We start from the raw sequence: 18,709 nt of genomic DNA on the forward strand, positions 1-18,709 counted from the left end.
GACTAGCTTTGTGGGGTGCTGACAATATTCAACGCGGTCAAGCGCGTGCTGGTGGGCAGGCCCTTCCGGAATGACCGGATGGCCCACACCCTGCTTCCGAAAAAGATCGCACTGCCGATCTTCGCCTCGGACGCGCTGTCCTCGGTGGCCTATGCGCCGGATGAAATCCTGCTGACCCTGGCCCTGGCCGGCGTCAGTGCCGTGGCGTTTTCGCCGTGGGTGGGGCTTGCCGTGATGGTGGTGCTGCTGACCGTGGTGGCCTCCTACCGGCAGAACGTCCACGCGTACCCTTCCGGCGGCGGCGATTACGAGATCGCCAACGAGAACCTGGGCAAGTACGCCGGCCTGACGGTGGCGTCGGCCCTGCTGGTGGATTACGTCCTCACCGTGGCTGTGTCCATGTCCTCGGCGGCGGCGTACCTCACTACGGCGGTCCCGTCGCTGCACGGCCAGCAGGCCGTCATTGCCACCATCGGCGTGGTGGTCCTGGCCCTGGTCAACCTGCGCGGCATCAAGGAAGCCGGCAGTGTATTCGCCGTACCCACCTACATCTTCATGGCATCGATTTTCGGCATGACCGCCGTCGGAATATTCCAGGCAGCCACCGGTCAGTTGGGGGAGGCGCCTTCCGCTGCTTTCACCATCGTCCCCGCAGCGGGCTTTGATGAAGGGCTGGTTGGACTGGCCGGCGCATTCCTCCTGCTGCGTGCTTTCTCCTCCGGCGCCGCCGCCCTCACGGGTGTGGAAGCCATCAGCAACGGCGTCCCGAATTTCCGGCCCCCGAAAAGCAAGAACGCTGCCACAACACTGCTGCTCCTGGGCGTCATCGGCGCAGCCATGCTGGCGGGCATCATCTACCTGGCCAACGCCACCAAGGTCCACATCGTCCTGGACCCGGCCCAGGAATTCCTCCTGGACGGCAGGCCCCTGCCCGAGGGCTACATCCAGAACCCCGCCATCAGCCAGATTGCCCAAACCATTTTCGGCCCCGGCTCCATCCCGTTCTACCTTGTAGTGGCTGCCACGGGCGTCATCCTGGTGTTCGCCTCCAATACGGCGTTCAACGGCTTCCCGGTCCTTGGCTCCATCCTGGCCCAGGACGGGTACCTGCCCCGCCAGCTCCGCACCAGGGGTGACAGGCTGGCCTTCAGCAACGGCGTCCTGGCCCTGGCCGCCGGCGCCCTGGTGCTGATCATTTCGTTCAACGCCGATGTCACAAAGCTCATCCAGCTCTACATCGTGGGCGTGTTTATCTCCTTCACGGCCAGCCAGCTGGGCATGATCCGGCACTGGGGGCGCGAGCTGAAACTGGCCAAGGACAAGGCGGTCCGGATCAGGATGGCCAAGTCCCGTGCCATCAATACTGTGGGGTTCGGTATGACGGCGCTGGTGCTGGTGATCGTCCTGATCACCAAGTTCGAGCAGGGCGCCTGGATCGCGTTGCTGGCCATGTTCGTCCTGTTCCTGATCATGTGGAGCATCCGGGCCCACTATGACAACGTGGCCAGGGAACTGGCAGTGGATGAGGACTCCTCACCCCGGGCCCTGCCCACCCGCGTCCATGCGGTCCTGCTGGTCTCCCACGTCCGCAAGCCTGTGCTGCGGGCCCTGGCCTACGCACGCGCATCGCGGCCGTCCCGGCTGGATGCCATCACCGTGGACATCGATCCCGAGGAAACCGCCCAGACGGTGGCCGACTGGGAAAAGCTGGACATTCCAGTGCCGCTGACCGTACTGGCCAGCCCGTACCGTGAGACGGTCACGCCCATCATGGAGTACGTCAAGCAGATGCGCCGGGATTCCCCCCGCGACCTGGTAGTGGTATACATCCCCGAATACGTGGTGGGCAAGTGGTGGGAGCAGCTGGTCCACAACCAGACCGCCCTGCGCATTAAGACCCGGCTGCACTTTGAACCGGGCGTGATGGTGGCCAGTGTTCCGTGGCAGCTGAAATCATCCGAAGAAGCGAAGAACCTGCAGGACGTTCAATGATTGCGAAGACCCAAACCCAGCCGGCACCTGCCGGAGAAGCCGGCACGGAAGTAGTGCTCGACGTCGGACCCGTCGCCCACGGCGGTCACTGCGTGGCCAGGCATGAAGGGCGCGTCATCTTTGTCCGCCACGCCATCCCAGGCGAGAAAGTGCGGGCCAGGCTGACGGACGCCGACGGGACGGCCAAATTCTGGCGTGCCGACGTGGTGGAGGTCCTCGACGCCTCACCGGACCGCGTGGACCATTTCTGGCACCCGGCGGATTCACGCCGTGCGTGGTCGCACGGCCACCCTCCCGTGGGCGGAGCCGAGTTCGGCCACATCGCCCTGGCCCGCCAGCGCAGCCTCAAAGCGGACGTGCTCACTGAACAGCTCAGGCGGCTCGCCGGCGTCGAACAGTTGCCGGACAGCTGGGCGCTCACGGCTGTGGAACCGGTGGGTGGAACGTCCGACGGCGGCAGCGGCCTCGGGTGGCGGACACGCGCCAGCTTCTCGGTCACCCCCGGCGGCAAGCTGGGGATGCACGCGCACCGTTCCGGACACATCATCCCGGTACAGGAGATGCCCCTTTCCACGGACGCCATCAACAACCTGCGCCTGTGGGACATCGACCTGCAGGGCGTGGACCGGGTGGAGGTGGCGGCGCCGGCCAACGGCTCGCGCCCGCTGGTGCTCCTGGCTCCGGCGGAGGGCACCAAGCCCAAGCGGCTCAGCGCCATCGCGGCCCAACTGCCCGGGGACGTCTCCGTCGCCGCTTTTGATCCCATTACCGAGACCGTTGAACGGTTGCGCGGACGGCTCTGGGTTCAGGAATCAGCAGCCGGGCACGACTACCGGGTGACCGGCGCCGGGTTCTGGCAGATCCACCGCGACGCGCCCGGGGCCCTTGTGGGGGCTGTCACAGAATTCCTGCAGGGCGGTGGCTTTTTGCATCCCGGCGCCGTGGTGGCAGACCTGTACGCGGGTGCGGGCCTCTTCACCGCAGTCCTTGCCGATGCCGTGGGGGAAACGGGCTCTGTCCTGTCCGTGGAAGGCGCCCCGGGAACCAGCCGGGACGCCCGGAAAAACCTGCACGCAGCGCCGCACGTAGAGATCGTCCAGGGCCGCGTCGAGCGTGTCCTGCGCCAGAAACCGCGGGATTTCGACGCCCTGATCCTCGATCCGCCGCGGGCAGGAGCCGGGAAAGCAGTGGTGGGGCAACTTGTTGCCTCGAACCCGCGGGCCATTGCCTACGTGTCCTGCGATCCGGCGTCGTTCGCCCGGGACGTGGGCTACTTCCGCCAGGCCGGCTGGGAGCTCTCCGCACTCAGGGCGTTCGACCTCTACCCGCACACCCACCATTTGGAGACGGTGGCGCTGCTGACCCCGGGTCCCTGATGCCTCAACGTATTTCGACTAGTATGACGGGAGTAGTCCCACGTCGCGCTCCGTATTCTCGGCCGGCCGTGTGCAATTTTCGGGCCCGGAACATAATTAGGGCCTCCTAACTAGCAGGCGGTCAACCGCGCGACAAAGATGAAACTGTTGCGAGAGGAGTCCTGCGATGAGCACTGTGGACAGCTTCGGTTCAAAAGGCAAACTTAATGTAGCCGGAACCGATTACGAAATTTTCCGGTTGAACTCCGTTGAAGGTGCAGAAAACCTTCCGTTCAGCCTCAAGGTATTGCTTGAAAACCTGTTGAGGACCGAGGACGGCGCGAACATCACTGCCGATCACGTCCGCGCCTTGGCTGGCTGGGATCCCAACGCCCAGCCCGATACAGAGATCCAGTTCACGCCGGCACGCGTGATCATGCAGGACTTCACCGGAGTTCCCTGCGTGGTTGACCTGGCGACGATGCGCGAAGCGGTCAAGGAACTGGGCGGCGACCCCAAGCGGGTGAACCCCCTGGCACCGGCCGAAATGGTCATTGACCACTCGGTCCAGATCGATGCCTTCGGCAACTCCGGCGCACTGGAGCGCAACATGGAGATCGAATACCAGCGCAACGGGGAGCGTTACCAGTTCCTGCGCTGGGGCCAGACCGCATTCGATGACTTCAAGGTGGTTCCCCCGGGCACCGGCATCGTGCACCAGGTCAACATCGAATACCTGGCCCGCACCGTGATGACCCGCGAAGTTGACGGCGTCCTGCGCGCCTACCCGGACACCTGCGTGGGTACTGACTCGCACACCACCATGGTCAACGGCCTGGGCGTGCTCGGCTGGGGCGTCGGCGGCATCGAAGCCGAGGCCGCCATGCTGGGCCAGCCGGTTTCCATGCTGATCCCGCGTGTTGTGGGCTTCAAGCTCAGCGGCAGCATCCCTGCCGGCGCCACGGCAACCGACGTGGTGCTGACCATCACCGAAATGCTCCGCAAGCACGGCGTTGTGGGCAAGTTCGTGGAATTCTACGGCGAAGGCGTGGCCGCTGTGCCGCTCGCCAACCGCGCCACCATCGGCAACATGAGCCCCGAATTCGGCTCCACGGCCGCAATGTTCCCCATCGACGACGTCACCCTGGAATACCTGCGCCTCACGGGCCGCTCGGAGCAGAACGTTGCCCTGGTGGAGTCCTACGCCAAGGAGCAGGGCCTCTGGCACGACGCATCCCGCGACATCAAGTTCTCCGAGTACCTGGAACTGGACCTGTCCACGGTTGTTCCGTCCATCGCCGGCCCGAAGCGCCCGCAGGACCGCATCGAACTCACCGAGGCCAAGGACGAGTTCCGCCACGACCTCAAGAACTACGTCTCCCATGACGCCAACGCGGGCACCCTGGACGAGTCCCTCGAGGAGACCTTCCCGGCCTCGGATGCCCCGTCCTTCACGGCAGGAGCCACGCACGTCTCGGACACGGACCGCGAACCGCCGAAGTACTCGGCAGGCCACGGGGGAGCCGGACGCATTTCCAAGCCGGTTCCGGTAAAGATGGCTGACGGACGCGAGTTCGAACTGGACCACGGTGCAGTCACCATCGCCTCCATCACCTCCTGCACCAACACGTCCAACCCTTCGGTCATGCTGGCCGCAGCGGTCCTGGCGCGCAACGCCGTGGAAAAGGGCCTCACGGCCAAGCCGTGGGTCAAGACCTCCGTTGCGCCCGGCTCCAAGGTGGTCACCGACTACTACGAGAAGTCCGGCCTGACCCCGTACCTGGAGAAGCTTGGCTTCTACATCGTGGGCTACGGCTGCGCCACCTGCATCGGCAACTCCGGCCCGCTGGAAGCCGAAATCTCCGAGGCCATCCAGGCCAACGATCTCGCCGTGGCGGCTGTCCTCTCGGGCAACCGCAACTTCGAAGGCCGCATCAACCCGGACATCAAGATGAACTACCTGGCCTCCCCGCCGCTGGTCATCGCCTACGCCCTGGCCGGTTCCATGGACTTCGATTTCGAAACCGATGCCCTGGGCAAGGACGAGGCCGGCAACGATGTCTTCCTCAAGGACATCTGGCCCAACCCGGTTGAGGTCCAGCAGGTCATCGATTCCTCGATCGACAAGGACATGTTCGCAAGGGGCTACGAAGGCGTCTTCGAGGGAGACGAGCGCTGGAAGGCACTCGACACCCCCGCCGGCGACACGTTCGCCTGGGATCCGAGCTCCACGTACGTCCGGAAGCCCCCGTACTTCGAGGGCATGCAGGCGCAGCCGGAGCCGGTCAAGGACATCACCGGCGCCCGGGTCCTCCTGAAGCTGGGCGATTCGGTCACCACCGACCACATCTCCCCGGCCGGTTCCTTCAAGTCCGACACCCCCGCCGGGCAGTACCTGCTGGCCAACGGTGTGGAACGCAAGGACTTCAACTCGTACGGCTCACGCCGTGGCAACCACGAGGTGATGATCCGCGGAACATTCGCGAACATCCGCATCAAGAACCAGATCCTGGACGGCGTCGAGGGTGGCTTCACCCGCGACTTCAGCCAGGAAGGCGGCCCGCAGGCCTACGTCTACGACGCTGCCCAGAACTACCAGGCAGCCGGCACCCCGCTGGTGGTCCTGGCCGGCAAGGAATACGGTTCCGGCTCCTCCCGTGACTGGGCTGCCAAGGGTACCGCCCTGCTGGGCGTCAAGGCGGTCATCGCCGAGAGCTACGAGCGTATCCACCGCTCCAACCTCATCGGCATGGGCGTCCTGCCGCTGCAGTTCCCCGCCGGCGAATCCGCTGCGACCCTGGGCCTGTCCGGTACGGAAACGTTCTCGGTTGAGGGCGTCACCGCCCTGAACGAGGGCACCACGCCCAAGACCCTCAAGGTCACCGCCACCGCAGAAGACGGATCGGTAAAGTCCTTCGACGCCGTACTCCGCATCGATACCCCGGGTGAAGCGGACTACTACCGCAACGGCGGCATCCTGCAGTACGTGCTGCGCCAGATCTCCGCGAACTAGCGGCTTCTGCCCAGCGCACAGCACCTCCCGAAGCCCCGGCCGGTCACCGACCAGCCGGGGCTTCGGCTTTGCAGGAGGGCTTTGCAGGTGCGTCTGGTCCCGCTGACCAAGGCGTTAGAGTTAAACGGCACGTCTACCACCCGAAGGAGGGGTCATTGGGAATTTTGGACACCATCCGGAATCCGCAGGACCTGAACGAGTTGTCCGAAGAACAGCTGAACCAGCTGGCCTCGGAGATCAGGGACTTCCTGATCACAAACGTCTCCCAGACGGGCGGCCACCTCGGGCCAAACCTCGGGGTAGTGGAGCTCACGCTCGCCGTGCACCGCATCTTCGACTCGCCCCGCGACAGCATTGTTTTTGATACCGGGCACCAGTCCTACGTCCACAAACTCCTGACCGGGCGCCAGGACTTCAGCACCCTTCGCCAGGAAGGCGGCCTCTCCGGCTACCCGTCCCGTGCAGAGTCCGAGCATGACATCGTGGAAAGCTCGCACGCCTCCTCCTCGCTGTCATGGGCAGACGGGATCTCCCGAGCCCGCCGGCTCACCGGGGAAGGCGACCGGCACGTCGTCGCCGTCGTCGGGGATGGTGCCCTGACCGGCGGCATGGCCTGGGAAGCGATCAACAACATCGCAGCGGACAAGCGGCGCCGCGTGGTCATCGTTGTCAATGACAACGGCCGTTCCTACGCCCCCACCGTGGGCGGCTTTGCCGACTACCTCGCCTCCCTCCGTCCCACTATCGACTCATTCCGCGCTACCCCCACCTACGAACGTGCCCTGGACTGGTGGAAGAAGAAGCTGCAAAACGGCGGGCCCATGGGGCAGTTCACCTACAAGAGCCTGCATGCCATGAAGAAGGGCATCAAAGACTGGTGGGCGCCGCAGGGCATGTTCGAGGACCTCGGCATGAAGTACATCGGGCCAGTGGACGGGCATAACCTCCAGGCCATGGAGCACGCACTGTCCACCGCCAAACACTACGCCGGCCCCGTCATTGTCCACGCCATGACCGAAAAGGGGCATGGTTACGCTCCGGCACGTGCCCACGAGGCGGACCAGTTCCACGCGGTGGGCATCATCGACCCCGAGACCGGAGAGCCTACCGGCAGCGCCGGCGCCCAGTCCTGGACTTCGGTGTTCGCGGACGAGATCGCGGCCATCGCCGATGAGCGGCAGGACGTGGTGGGTATTACCGGCGCCATGCTCATCCCCGTGGGCCTGCACAAGTTTGCTGCCCGGCACCCCGAGCGCGTGATCGACGTCGGCATCGCCGAACAGCACGCCCTGACCTCTGCTGCTGGCATGGCCTTCGGCGGACTCCACCCGGTGGTTGCCGTCTACGCCACGTTCCTGAACCGTGCGTTCGACCAGCTGCTGATGGACGTTGCCCTGCACAAGGCAGGCGTCACCATCGTCCTGGACCGGGCCGGCGTGACCGGCCCGGACGGCGCCAGCCACCACGGCATGTGGGACATGTCCATGGTCCAGATCGTCCCCGGACTCCACCTGGCTGCGCCCCGCGATGCCAGCAGGCTGCGCGAGGAACTGCGGGAAGCCGTTGCCATCAGCGACGCTCCCACGGTAGTCCGCTTCTCCAAGGGGTCGGTCGGCGCCGAAGTGGAGGCACTGGAACGCCTCAGCGACGGTGTGGACGTCCTCTCGCGGCGGCCCTCCGGGTCCACTGAGAACGACGTCCTGATCATTTCGGTGGGCGCCATGTCCGAGCTGGCACTGGATGTTTCCAACCGCCTCGGCGCGCAGGGCATCAGCACTACCGTGGTGGACCCCCGCTGGGTGCTTCCGGTGCCGCGGTCCATCGTGGCGCTGGCCTCGCACCACCGCCTGGTGATCTGCATCGAGGACGGCGTCCGTGCGGGCGGCGTGGGTTCACGCATCCGCCAGGAAATGCGCGCCGCCGGTGTGGACACTGCCTTGAACGAGGTAGGCCTGCCGGTCGAATTCCTTGACCACGGCACCCGCAACCAGGTCCTGGAACGCGTGGGCCTGACGGCCCAGCAGATTACGCACGACGTCGTAGCCCAGGTCCTGGGGACAAAGGTCCCCTTTGCTCGTCCCTTGCCCGGCCAGCAGCATCCCACCACCGGCAGCCTTCCGATCCTGTGAGGGGAGAGGACCAGCTGAAATATCCGGGCGCCCTGGGAGACCTTGCGGGAGCAAAGCAACCCGGGGCGGGCCGTGAACCACAGGGCCTTGAACCCGGGCATCTGGTGGTGGCCCGCAACCGCAAATGGAACGGCAAAGCCCACTGGGTTGTCCCCGGACGCTACCTGGGCGAGGACCGGCACGGCTGGTGGATCTTCCAGGGAACCAACGAATTCTGCTCGCGGCCCGGTGCTGCGTTCTACACCAGGTCCGACGCCGTCCTGCTGATCCCCCGTGAGGGGGACTGGGTGGCCACGTTCTACGACGACGCCCACCCCGGCGGAGTGCGGATCTACATCGACCTGGCCGTGGCGCACGAATGGAACCCGATCCGGCCCGCGGTGACGGAATTCCACGTCATCGACATGGACCTGGACGTGGTGCGGACAGCGGAACGGGGCGTGTTCATCGACGACGAAGACGAGTTCGCCGACCACCGTGTGGCCATGGACTACCCGGCGGACCTGGTGGAATCACTGGAGACCGCCGCCGGACAGCTTTACCAGGCCGTGAAGGCGGAGCAGTCACCCTTCGACGGCACCGACGTTGAATGGTTTACAAAGGGACGGTTATGAGCGGAATTGTCAGGGTCTACAAGCGCGACGACGAGGGCACGCTCCACTTTCGGGAAGCCTGGTTCGATGAGGACTACAACCAGTTCGTCATGAACTACGGAGCGGTGGGCCACCAGAGCAAAACCGAGGAAACCGACGTTCCTGATGCTGCTGCCGCAGAAGGACTCCTGGACGCTTTTGCCGCCCAGTGCGCAGAGGACGGCTACGCCGAGATCCCGGAGGAGGAGCAATTCTGGGTAGTGGCCCAGTTTGCGCTCAAGACCAAGGAGGGCACCGAGCGGGACCGTTACCTGGAAGAAAAAGCCACGGATGCCCTGATCAGCCACCTCGCCTGGCGCGGACTCGGCACAGTGGAACGCTCCGAATTCACCGACTTCAAGCTCAACATCTTTTGCCTCTGCCCCGAGGTCAACAAAGCCGTCAACGCCATCAAGGTCTGCGCCCGGAACGAGGACCTGGACTTCACCAAGCTCAGCATCGGTGCAGCCCCGCACGCCGATCCGCAGAACTTCAAGCTCAAGCACTCAGCAAAGCCCGCCAGCACCTTCAGCCTCTAGGAGCTTCCGTGACCACGTACCGCCGCGTCGGGAAGTCCGGCCTGACCGTTTCCACGGTCGGACTGGGCTGCAACAACCTGGGCCGCGCCAACACCCCCACCGAGTCGCAGGAGGCCACCGACGCCGTCGTCAACGCCGCGGTGGATGCTGGAATCACCCTCTTCGACGTCGCCGATACCTACGGCAAGGAACCCGGGCTCAGCGAAACGATGCTCGGCAAGGCCCTTGGCAGCAGGCGGGCCGACGTCGTCGTCGCCACCAAGTTCGGCATGGACATGAAAGGCGCCAACGGTCCGGACTTCGGCGCCCGCGGCTCCCGCCGGTACATCATCCAGGCTGTGGAAGCCTCGCTGCGCCGGCTGGGCACCGACTGGATCGACCTCTACCAGTTCCATACCCCGGACCCGCTCACCCCGATCGAGGAAACCCTGTCCGCCCTGGACGCCCTCGTCACCAGCGGCAAGGTCCGCTACATCGGGCACTCCAACAGGGCCGGCTGGCAGATTGCCCAGGCGGAGTACGTTGCCCGGGAACTGGGCGGTGCACGCTTCATCTCCACCCAGAACCACTACAACCTCCTGGACCGGCGGGCCGAGCTTGAAGTCACCCCGGCAGCGGAGGAGTTCGGCCTGGGCGTCCTTCCGTACTTCCCCCTGGCCAACGGGCTGCTGACCGGCAAGTACGCGCCGGGCCACGCCCCGGACGGCTCGCGCCTGAGCCACACGCGCCAACACATGGTGCACGACGCCGACTGGGACCAGCTGGGCAGGTTCAGCACCTTTGCCAAGGAACGGGGGCTCAGCGAAATCCAGGTCGCTTTCTCCTGGCTGGCAGCCCAGCGATCCGTAGCCAGCGTTATCGCAGGGGCCACGCGGCCCGAACAGGTGCGGCAGAACGCCGAAGCCGCGGACTGGGTACCCTCCGATAAGGACCTCGCTGAACTGGACAGCATTTTCCCTGCCGTGCCCAAGGTGGCACTTTTCTAGGACCGGACATGACCGCCTTCCTGCTGGACGTGGACACGGGCATCGACGACGCCCTGGCCGTCGCCTACCTTGCCGCACTGCCGGACACAGAGTTCGTGTCCGTCACCGCCACGCCCGGAAACGTGGACGCTGACCAGGTGGCGCGCAATACCCTGGCACTGCTGGAACTGTGCGGGCGGCCCGGGGTGGAAGTGGCCATCGGCGCCCGCAAACCACTGGACATACCTCTGCTGACCACGCCCGAAACGCACGGCCCGCAAGGCATTGGATACGCGGTCCTGCCGGATCCGGCCGGGGCTGTTTCGGCCCGGAACGCGGTGGACCTGTGGGTTGAGCACGCCCGGGCACGGCCTGGTGAGCTCACCGCGCTGATCACCGCCCCGCTGACCAACTTTGCGCTGGCCCTCCGGCAGGAACCGCGGCTGCCCGAGCTGCTCGCAAAGGTGGTGATTATGGGCGGCAGCTTCTACCACCAGGGCAATACCACTCCAACGGCGGAGTGGAACACACACGTGGACCCTCACGCCGCCAAGGAGGTCTACGCGGCCTTCCAGGGGCAGCCGCTGGAAAAACTCCCCATCGTCTGCTCCCTGGACACCACTGAGCGGATGGAGATGCGCCCCGACCATCTCCGGCAGCTGGCGGAGGCTGCCGGCACCGCGGCTCCCGAACTGGTGCTGCCCGACCAGCCGGAAGGCCTGCGCAGCACCTCCGATAACACCCTTGTGCGGCACTTGTCCGATGCCCTGCGGTTCTACTTTGAATTCCACCGCCACTACGACCAGGGCTATCTTGCCCACGTCCACGACTACTTCGCCGCGGGCGTCGCGGCGGGCACCCTGGACTTCGAGGCCCGGCCCGCCACGGTGGACGTCGAGACTGGCTCCACAATACTGATGGGCACTACCGTTGCTGATTTCCGTGGCCTCTGGGGAGCGCCGCCGAACGCACGCGTGGTGTCCGCGAACCATCCGGACGCTGCCTTCCGGGAGTTGGTGTCCACCGTCGGCAGCCTGGCCCGACGCCTGGGATGAGCGCACCCGGTGGTTGCGCTGGATAACCGGCAAACTCCACCCCGCGATAGAATTATCGGCGGACCGGACAGGCGCAGATTGCCTGCCGGCTGCTGCTGAGGTGACATAAGCAGCGTTCCATCCGGCCCGGGATCCCCGGGCCGTCCGTGCGCACCCTGAAGGAACACCATGTCATCGCACTCCTTGACGTTGCCGTCCACGCCACCCGCAGCTGACCGCAAACGGCGGCTGCTGGAAACCCTCGGCGCCCTGGCCATCGCCGGCACCTACATCTACCTGGTCCTCAACCAGCCCACTGACATCACCGGCGGACCGGGAAGTGCCTCGGCCCTGATTGCGCTGTCCGGTTTCCTGGTGGGCGCCATCCTGCTCATCGTGGCCGTCCTGCCTGCCTTGCCGACGTCCACCGTGGTGCTGATCCCGGTGGCACTGGTGCTCAACATTGTGCTGGGCCAGTTCGTGGGCAGCACCCTGGTGCCGTTCTACCTTGATGCGATCGGTACAGTGCTGATTGCAGTCCTCGCCGGCCCCGCGGCCGGTGCAGCAACCGGTGCACTGAGCAGCATCGTCTGGTCCTTCTTCAACCCCACGGTGCTGCCCTTCGCCGCGGGGGCCGCCTTGATCGGGTGCCTGGCGGGCCTTGCCGCCCGTTACGGGCTTTTCCGCCGCTTCTACCTGGCTCCCGTAGCCGGATTCGTCACCGGGATTATCGGCGGAGTGGTCTCCGCCCCGGTGGCAGCTTTCGTTTTTGGCGGCACCTCCGGCGTAGCCACGGGTGCGATCGTCAGCGCCTTCCGCTCCATGGGGGACAGCCTCCTGGCGGCCATCACCAAGCAGGCCCTCATTTCCGACCCCATGGACAAAGCCATCGTGTTCACCGCCGTGGCCGTCCTGGTCTACGCCCTGCCCCGCCGCGCGAGCCTGCAGTTCCCGTTTGTCCGGCGGCACCGCGTGCTGGCCGGCAAGGCCGCCGAACAGGACGCCTGACCGCCTTCCGATGCGACTGCACCCGCTGACTTCCTTGGCGGCCGCCGGCAGCACGGCTGTCATCACGACGGCGGCGGCGTGGCTGCCGCTGTCCCTCGCCGTGATCGCCGGCGCGCTGGGCCTTGCCGCCCGGGGCGGTACGTTCCGCAGGCTTTTGCCCGCGGCCGCCGCCGTGCTGGGGCCGCTGTGTGTATCCCTGCTGGTGCTGCACGGCCTGTTTTTCCCGGAAGGCCATGCCGTGCTGGCAGAGTGGGGGCCGGCGCGGGCAACGTCCGAAGGCCTCGCTTTCGCACTGCAGCGGGCGGCTCAGCTATCCGCGGCGGTCCTGGCCCTCCTCGTGTTTTCCTTCAGCGTGAGTGTCCCGGACCTCGTAGCAGCCTTGTCGTCCAAGGGCGTGCACGGGCGGTTTGCCTTCGTGCTGGCCTCCACCCTCACCCTGTTGCCTGCCATCACCTCCCGGCTTGAGCGTATCCGCCACGCCCAGGAAGCACGGGGGCTGGTGATCCGCCGCGGACTCCTGGCCCGGGCAGCGGCTTTCCGCCTGCAGGCTGTTCCGCTGGTGACGGCCCTGGTGGAGGACGCGGGAACCCGCGCTGCGGCCCTTGAAGCCCGTGGTTTCGGCAGTACTGGCCCGCGGACAAGCTACCGGGAAGTGGCGGAGCGCCCGTGGGAGCGGTGGCTGCGGTTGCTCCTGGTCCTGTTTGCCGTCGCCGCCGTGGCTGCCCGGTTGCTCCTGGCGGGAGGCTAGGTGGCATCCGGTATTGCCCTTGCCGCAGGCATCAGGAGCTTCGCATTCGATGATGAGGACGCGCCTGTCCTTTGTGACGTGCACGTCTCCTTTGAGCCCGGGACTCTGACGGCAATCCTGGGCCCGTCGGGCAGCGGCAAGTCCACGCTGGGCCGGCTCCTGGCGGCGTGGCTTCGACCAGGACCGGGCGGACGGCTGCACGGACACCTGACGCTTTCGGAAACCAGGTTGCAGTTCGAGGGTGCAGCAGACGATCCGCGGATTGATCCCGCCCAATGGGGCCGGCACGTGGGCTTCGTGCCGCAGGACGCGTCCGCCATCCTCTCCACCGTCAGGGCGAGCGTGGGTGAAGAGCTTGCGTTCGGCCTGGAAAACGCCGGCATGGAACGCTTCGCCATGCACGCCGCGGTGGAACGGACTGCCGGACTGCTTGGCCTGACCGGACTGCTGGACCGCCACCCTGGCACGCTCTCCGGAGGGCAACTGCGGCGCCTCGCGATCGGCTGCGCCGTGATCGCAGAGCCCGCAATTCTGATCATGGACGAGCCCTTCGCTTCACTGGATGCAGCCGGTGCGGAGGAGCTGGCACTCCTGCTGGGTTCGCTCGTAACTCAGGGGACCGCCGTCGTGATCCTGAGCCAAGCGGTGGAGGATGCACTCCTCCAGGCAGACCGTTGGATTGTCCTGGACGGCGGCACCGTGGCGGCCGTCGGAACACCGGCAGAGCTCGCTGGTCAGCTCACCCCGGAGTTCACGCCCTGCCTCACTGCGGAGCCCGGTCCCGGGCCTTCACGGCTGCCGGCGGGCATCCGCTTCCGGCAGGCTACAGCGGAGGATGCCGCTGCCCGGCAGGTACCAGCCCGCGGCATTCAACCGGAAGATACTGCTGCGGAGCCCATGCCCGTCCTGGAGCTCCGCTGCGTGGGCTTCGGGTACACGGACAGGCGGGGGAAAGGCAGGAAGAACCGGGCAGCCGCCAGCCGGGTCTCCGGGGACACGTCACAGCAGGTGCTCAGGGACATCGACTTTCAGCTCCTGCCGGGGGAGATTGTTGCCGTCACCGGACCCAACGGGGCGGGAAAGTCCACCTTCCTGCGGCACCTCAACGGGTTGCTCCGGCCCACCTCCGGCTCCGTCCTGCTGCGCGGCGAGGATATCGCCGGCAGGCCCGTGGGCGAGGTGGCTGCATCCGTGGGCCTGCTGTTCCAGAATCCGGGCGACCAGCTTTTCGAACGGACTGCCGCCCGGGAGGTGCGGTTCGGCCTGGACCGGCTGTTTGGTGCCCGTGAAGCGGCGGCGAGGACTGACGATGCACTGGCTGCTGTTGGCCTGTCCGCAGCCGCCGCTGCACACCCCGTCGAGCTGCCGGGCTCCCGGCAGCGGCTCCTGGCGCTGGCGACTGTCCTGGCCCGCGGCCCCTCGGTGCTCGCCCTGGACGAGCCGACCGTCGCATTGGACGGCGATGGCCTCCGGCTGCTGGATTCCGCGGTGAGGAGCGCAGCAGCGGCGGGCGCCGCCGTCGTCCTGGTCACCCACGACGTGCCCTATGCCCTGTCGGTGGCGGACCGGCTGTTAACGCTCGACGGCGGCCGGCTGACAGCACGCTGACCGGGGCCGCCAAAGGGGCAGTACGCGCAAGGGCTCCGCCCCGAGAACCGGACGGAGCCCACTGTGCGCATCCCCCTGCTGAAGCCCTGGTACTTATGCGCCGGATCCTAAGCGCAGGATTCCATGCGCTGCTTCCCTACGCGTTGGCGGGCTGGCCTGCCGGACGGGAAGCCACGCCGGGCGGCAGGAACCGCTTGCCGTTGACCCGCTCAGAGGCTCCCACCCGGTCCAGGTAGGGGGTGATGCCGCCCAGGAACAGCGGCCAGCCGGCGCCGAGGATCATGCAGAGGTCGATGTCTTCAGGCCCCGCCACCACGCCTTCGTCCAGCATCAGGCCGATCTCCTGGGCGAGAGCGTCCTGCGTGCGGCGCAACACTTCCTCTGCAGTCGAGGGGCTGGTTCCGAACGACAGCAGTGACACGGTGGATTCCGGAATCACCTGTGAGCCGTCCGGCCCTGGAGCCCAAAGGCTCTTGACTCCGTTGTCGATGAGCTTCTGCAGATTCGCGGACACGGTAAAGCGGTCCCCGAAGGCGGCGTGGAGCGACTCCTGGACGTGCTGGGCCACCGGAAGGCCCACCATCGCGCCGAGGGTGAAGGGGGACATCGGCAGGCCCATGGGGCGCAAGGCGTTGTCTGCCACATCGGCGGGAGTGCCTTCATCGAAGGCGGCGGTCACCTCGCCCATCAGCCGCAGCAGGATGCGGTTCACCACAAAGGCGGCCGCGTCCTTGACCAGCACCCCGGTCTTCTTCAAGGATTTCGCGAGCTCAAAGGCGGTGGCCAGCACAGCGTCATCCGTGCGCGGGGCACGGACAATCTCCAGCAGCGGCATTACGGCTACCGGGTTGAAGAAGTGGAAGCCCACCAGCCGTTCCGGGTGCTGCAGGTCCTCTGCCATGGCGGTGACGGACAGCGAGGAGGTGTTGGTGGCCAGGATGCAGTCGGGGCTGACGATCTGCTCCAGCTCGGCGAACACCTGCTTTTTGACGTTCAGCTCTTCGAAGACCGCTTCGATCACGACGTCGGCGTCGGCGAAAACATCCTTGGAGACAGAACCCGTAACCAGTGCCTTGGTCCGGTTGGCGGCGTCCTGGCTGATGCGCTGTTTGGCCAGGAGCTTGTCCACCTCGGCATGGACGTAGCCCACGCCTTTGTCCACCCGGGCCTGGTCGATGTCCGTCATCACCACGGGTACTTTGAGCTGCCGGGCGAAGACCAGCGCAAGCTGGCTTGCCATCAGGCCTGCGCCCACCACACCCACTTTGGTGACCGGGCGTGCGAGTGTGCGGTCAGGGGCGCCGGCCGGACGTTTGGACCGTTTCTGGACCAGGTCCAGGAAGGCGTACACGGTGGCACGGAATTCGTCGGTCTGCATCAGTTCCGCAAGCGTTTCGCACTCCAGCGCCGCGGACTCGGCCTGCGTCATGGTCCGGTTGGCTTCCATGATGTCCAGGACCTTGCCGGGTGCAGGGGCCGCGTTCGACGTCTTCGCTTCCACCAGCGCCCGGCCGGCAGCCACCGCCGCTGACCAGCGCGCCGCTATGTCCGGATCGGCGGGGTCGACGGCGTTGGCCCGTTCCACCGAGGCCTCACCGGAAATGATTTTCGCGGCCCAGGCCAGGGACTGCTCAAGGAAGTCCGCCGGCTCGAACAGCGCATCAGCGACGCCGAGCGTGAAGGCCTGCGGTCCCGTGAGTGCCCGGTTGTTGCTGAGGGCGTTCTCGATCATCACCTTCACAGCGTTCTCCGGACCGATGAGGCGCGGCAGGAGGTACACGCCGCCCCAGCCTGGAACCAGTCCAAGGAAGGCTTCGGGCAGTGCCAGGGCACCGGCTCCGGTTGAGACGGTCCGGTAAGTGGACTGCAGGGCGATCTCCAGGCCGCCGCCCAACGCTGCGCCGTTGATGAACGCGAAGCTGGGGACTCCGAGCTTGGCGAGTGTGCTGTACACGTCGTGCCCCAGTTGCGCCATCCGCAGTCCGTGCTCGCGCTCTTCGAGGTTCTTCACGGCGGAGAGGTCGGCCCCGGCCACCAGGAAATAGGGTTTGCCGGTCACCCCCACACCCACGATCTCACCACGCCGTGCGCGCTCACGAAGTCCCTCCAGCACGGTGCCCAGCTCCACCAGGGTCTTGGGTCCAAGGGTGGTGGGTTTGGTGTGATCCAGGCCGTTGTCCAGGGTGATGAGGGCGAAGGTGCCGGGGCTGGGCTTTCCCACCGGCGCCGGAAGTTCGATGTCCTGGACGTAGGAGTGCGTCACAGTCTCGTGGGGGAACATGTCGGCAAGCTTGGTGAAATCGGCGGCGCTCATGCTGCTCCTTCGGAAAGGGTGTGGGCGGCGGTAACTGTTTCTGCGGCGGACCCTGGCCGGGTTCCGCTGTAATCGGCATGGTGGGGGTTCTCCCAGATCACCGTGGCACCCATCCCCAACCCTACGCACATGGTGGTGATGCCGTACCGTACCGAGTGATCCTCCTCGAACTGGCGGGCGAGCTGGTTCATCAGCCGCACGCCGGAGGAGGCCAGGGGGTGGCCCACCGCGATGGCCCCGCCGTAGCGGTTGACGCGGGGATCGTCGTCGGCAATGCCGAAGTGCTCCAGGAAGCTCAGCACCTGGACGGCAAAGGCTTCGTTGATTTCGAACAGGCCGATCTCGTTGATGGACAGCCCGGCGTTTTTCAACGCCTTCTCGGTGGCGGGGACAGGGCCGATGCCCATCACCTCAGGCTCAACCCCTGCGTAGGCGTAGCTGACCAGCCGCATCCGGACCGGCAGGCCGAGGTCAGCGGCGGCATCGGAGGATGCCAGGAGGGCGGCGGTGGCGCCGTCGTTCAGTCCCGCGGCGTTTCCTGCGGTAACCCGGCCGTGGGGGCGGAACGGGGTGCGCAGGGCAGCCAGGTCAGCAAGGGAAGTGCCCGGCCGCGGCGGTTCGTCAACGGTGTTGAGCGTCCAGCCCTGGCCCGGCTTCAGGGTGGCTACTGGAACCAGGTCCGGCTGGATCAGGCCGTTGCGGCGGGCTTCATCAAACTTCGCCTGGGACGCAACCGCGTAGGCATCGGTCCGATCTTTGGTGATGGTCGGAAACCGGTCATGAAGGTTCTCGGCGGTATTGCCCATGTTCAGCGCTGCCGGGTCTACGAGGCGTTCGGACATAAACCGGGGATTGGGGTCTGCCCCGGAGCCCATCGGGTGGTTGCCCATGTGTTCGACGCCTCCGGCGATTACCACGTCGTAGGCACCAAATCCGATTCCGCCGGCGGTGGTGGTGACGGCCGTCATGGCGCCCGCACACATCCGGTCGATGGCAAAGCCGGGAACCGTCCGGGGAAGTCCGGCCAGGAGTGCAGCGGTCCGGCCCAGGGTGAGGCCCTGGTCACCGGTCTGGGTGGTGGCAGCGATGGCGACCTCGTCAACCCGTTCGGGCGGCAGCGACGGATTCCGGCGCAACAGTTCCCGGATGCATTTCACGATCAGGTCGTCGGCCCGGGTGCCGGCGTAGATGCCTTTTTCCCCTGCCCGGCCAAAGGGGGTGCGGAGGCCGTCCACAAAAACGACGTCCCGGACAGTGCGTGCGGATGCACTGCTGTTTTCTCCGCTGGAGCGGGTTTGGCTCACGTGTAACTCCTCATCGAGACGTAGGCACCGGTGCAGGCCGCAGCGCGGCAGGCAACCGTATGGCAGTG

Annotated in this window: 13 protein-coding genes; 11 read left to right on the plus strand and 2 right to left on the minus strand. The window is 66.2% G+C overall.

The window, feature by feature from the left end; all coding sequences use genetic code 11:
* The first annotated feature begins 15 nt into the window (after positions 1-15).
* The 11 genes from AC5RVY_RS09150 (at position 16) to AC5RVY_RS09200 (ending at position 15,023) form a co-directional block, all read left to right on the plus strand.
* The gene (locus tag AC5RVY_RS09150) at positions 16-1,992 is read left to right on the plus strand and encodes an APC family permease (RefSeq protein WP_493954404.1); all 1,977 of its coding nucleotides are present in this window, start codon (positions 16-18) and stop codon (positions 1,990-1,992) included.
* Positions 1,989-3,368 (plus strand): class I SAM-dependent RNA methyltransferase, encoded by a 1,380-nt coding sequence (locus AC5RVY_RS09155; RefSeq protein ID WP_493954405.1) that lies wholly within the window; start codon positions 1,989-1,991, stop codon positions 3,366-3,368. The genes AC5RVY_RS09150 and AC5RVY_RS09155 overlap by 4 nt, the downstream gene beginning before the upstream one ends.
* Positions 3,369-3,534: 166 nt before the next feature.
* The gene (locus tag AC5RVY_RS09160) at positions 3,535-6,360 is read left to right on the plus strand and encodes an aconitate hydratase (RefSeq protein ID WP_493954406.1); all 2,826 of its coding nucleotides are present in this window, start codon (positions 3,535-3,537) and stop codon (positions 6,358-6,360) included.
* A gap of 155 nt (positions 6,361-6,515) precedes the next feature.
* Complete coding sequence (dxs, locus tag AC5RVY_RS09165) at positions 6,516-8,489, plus strand: 1-deoxy-D-xylulose-5-phosphate synthase (RefSeq protein WP_493954407.1); 1,974 nt, start codon at positions 6,516-6,518, stop codon at positions 8,487-8,489.
* Positions 8,486-9,103: a DUF402 domain-containing protein gene (locus AC5RVY_RS09170; protein WP_493954408.1), complete on the plus strand. Its 618-nt coding sequence runs from the start codon at positions 8,486-8,488 to the stop codon at positions 9,101-9,103. The genes dxs and AC5RVY_RS09170 overlap by 4 nt, the downstream gene beginning before the upstream one ends.
* The gene (locus AC5RVY_RS09175; RefSeq protein ID WP_493954409.1) at positions 9,100-9,660 is read left to right on the plus strand and encodes a hypothetical protein; all 561 of its coding nucleotides are present in this window, start codon (positions 9,100-9,102) and stop codon (positions 9,658-9,660) included. Before AC5RVY_RS09170 ends, AC5RVY_RS09175 begins: the two co-directional genes overlap by 4 nt.
* 8 nt (positions 9,661-9,668) lie before the next feature.
* Positions 9,669-10,646, plus strand: coding sequence for an aldo/keto reductase (locus AC5RVY_RS09180; RefSeq protein ID WP_493954410.1), 978 nt, complete (start codon positions 9,669-9,671; stop codon positions 10,644-10,646).
* Between the two features lie 8 nt (positions 10,647-10,654).
* Positions 10,655-11,680, plus strand: a complete 1,026-nt coding sequence (locus tag AC5RVY_RS09185; protein WP_493954411.1) for a nucleoside hydrolase — start codon at positions 10,655-10,657, stop codon at positions 11,678-11,680.
* A 168-nt stretch (positions 11,681-11,848) separates the two neighbouring features.
* Positions 11,849-12,667: an ECF transporter S component gene (locus AC5RVY_RS09190; RefSeq protein ID WP_493954412.1), complete on the plus strand. Its 819-nt coding sequence runs from the start codon at positions 11,849-11,851 to the stop codon at positions 12,665-12,667.
* Between the two features lie 10 nt (positions 12,668-12,677).
* Positions 12,678-13,415 (plus strand): energy-coupling factor transporter transmembrane component T, encoded by a 738-nt coding sequence (locus tag AC5RVY_RS09195; protein WP_493954413.1) that lies wholly within the window; start codon positions 12,678-12,680, stop codon positions 13,413-13,415.
* Positions 13,416-15,023 carry an ABC transporter ATP-binding protein gene (locus AC5RVY_RS09200; RefSeq protein WP_493954414.1) on the plus strand — a complete coding sequence of 536 codons (1,608 nt, stop codon included), beginning with the start codon at positions 13,416-13,418 and terminating at the stop codon, positions 15,021-15,023.
* A gap of 136 nt (positions 15,024-15,159) precedes the next feature.
* Here AC5RVY_RS09200 and AC5RVY_RS09205 read toward each other — a convergent pair whose 3' ends face one another.
* Both AC5RVY_RS09205 and AC5RVY_RS09210 read right to left on the minus strand, forming a co-directional pair.
* On the minus strand, positions 15,160-17,337 hold the full coding sequence (locus tag AC5RVY_RS09205) for a 3-hydroxyacyl-CoA dehydrogenase NAD-binding domain-containing protein (protein ID WP_493954415.1): 2,178 nt from the start codon (positions 17,335-17,337) through the stop codon (positions 15,160-15,162).
* Positions 17,334-18,641 (minus strand): thiolase family protein, encoded by a 1,308-nt coding sequence (locus AC5RVY_RS09210; protein ID WP_493954416.1) that lies wholly within the window; start codon positions 18,639-18,641, stop codon positions 17,334-17,336. Before AC5RVY_RS09210 ends, AC5RVY_RS09205 begins: the two co-directional genes overlap by 4 nt.
* Positions 18,642-18,709: the final 68 nt, after the last annotated feature.

Source organism: Arthrobacter sp. Ha26 (genome assembly GCF_059091705.1).

Excerpts from the sequence above, each read along its gene's own strand:
- AC5RVY_RS09175 (WP_493954409.1), top strand. The coding sequence starts at position 9,100 with ATGAGCGGAATTGTCAGGGTCTACAAGCGCGACGACGAGGGCACGCTC.
- AC5RVY_RS09160 (WP_493954406.1), top strand. The coding sequence starts at position 3,535 with ATGAGCACTGTGGACAGCTTCGGTTCAAAAGGCAAACTTAATGTAGCC.
- AC5RVY_RS09190 (WP_493954412.1), top strand. The coding sequence starts at position 11,849 with ATGTCATCGCACTCCTTGACGTTGCCGTCCACGCCACCCGCAGCTGAC.
- AC5RVY_RS09205 (WP_493954415.1), bottom strand. The coding sequence starts at position 17,337 with ATGAGCGCCGCCGATTTCACCAAGCTTGCCGACATGTTCCCCCACGAG.
- AC5RVY_RS09185 (WP_493954411.1), top strand. The coding sequence starts at position 10,655 with ATGACCGCCTTCCTGCTGGACGTGGACACGGGCATCGACGACGCCCTG.
- AC5RVY_RS09195 (WP_493954413.1), top strand. The coding sequence starts at position 12,678 with ATGCGACTGCACCCGCTGACTTCCTTGGCGGCCGCCGGCAGCACGGCT.
- AC5RVY_RS09155 (WP_493954405.1), top strand. The coding sequence starts at position 1,989 with ATGATTGCGAAGACCCAAACCCAGCCGGCACCTGCCGGAGAAGCCGGC.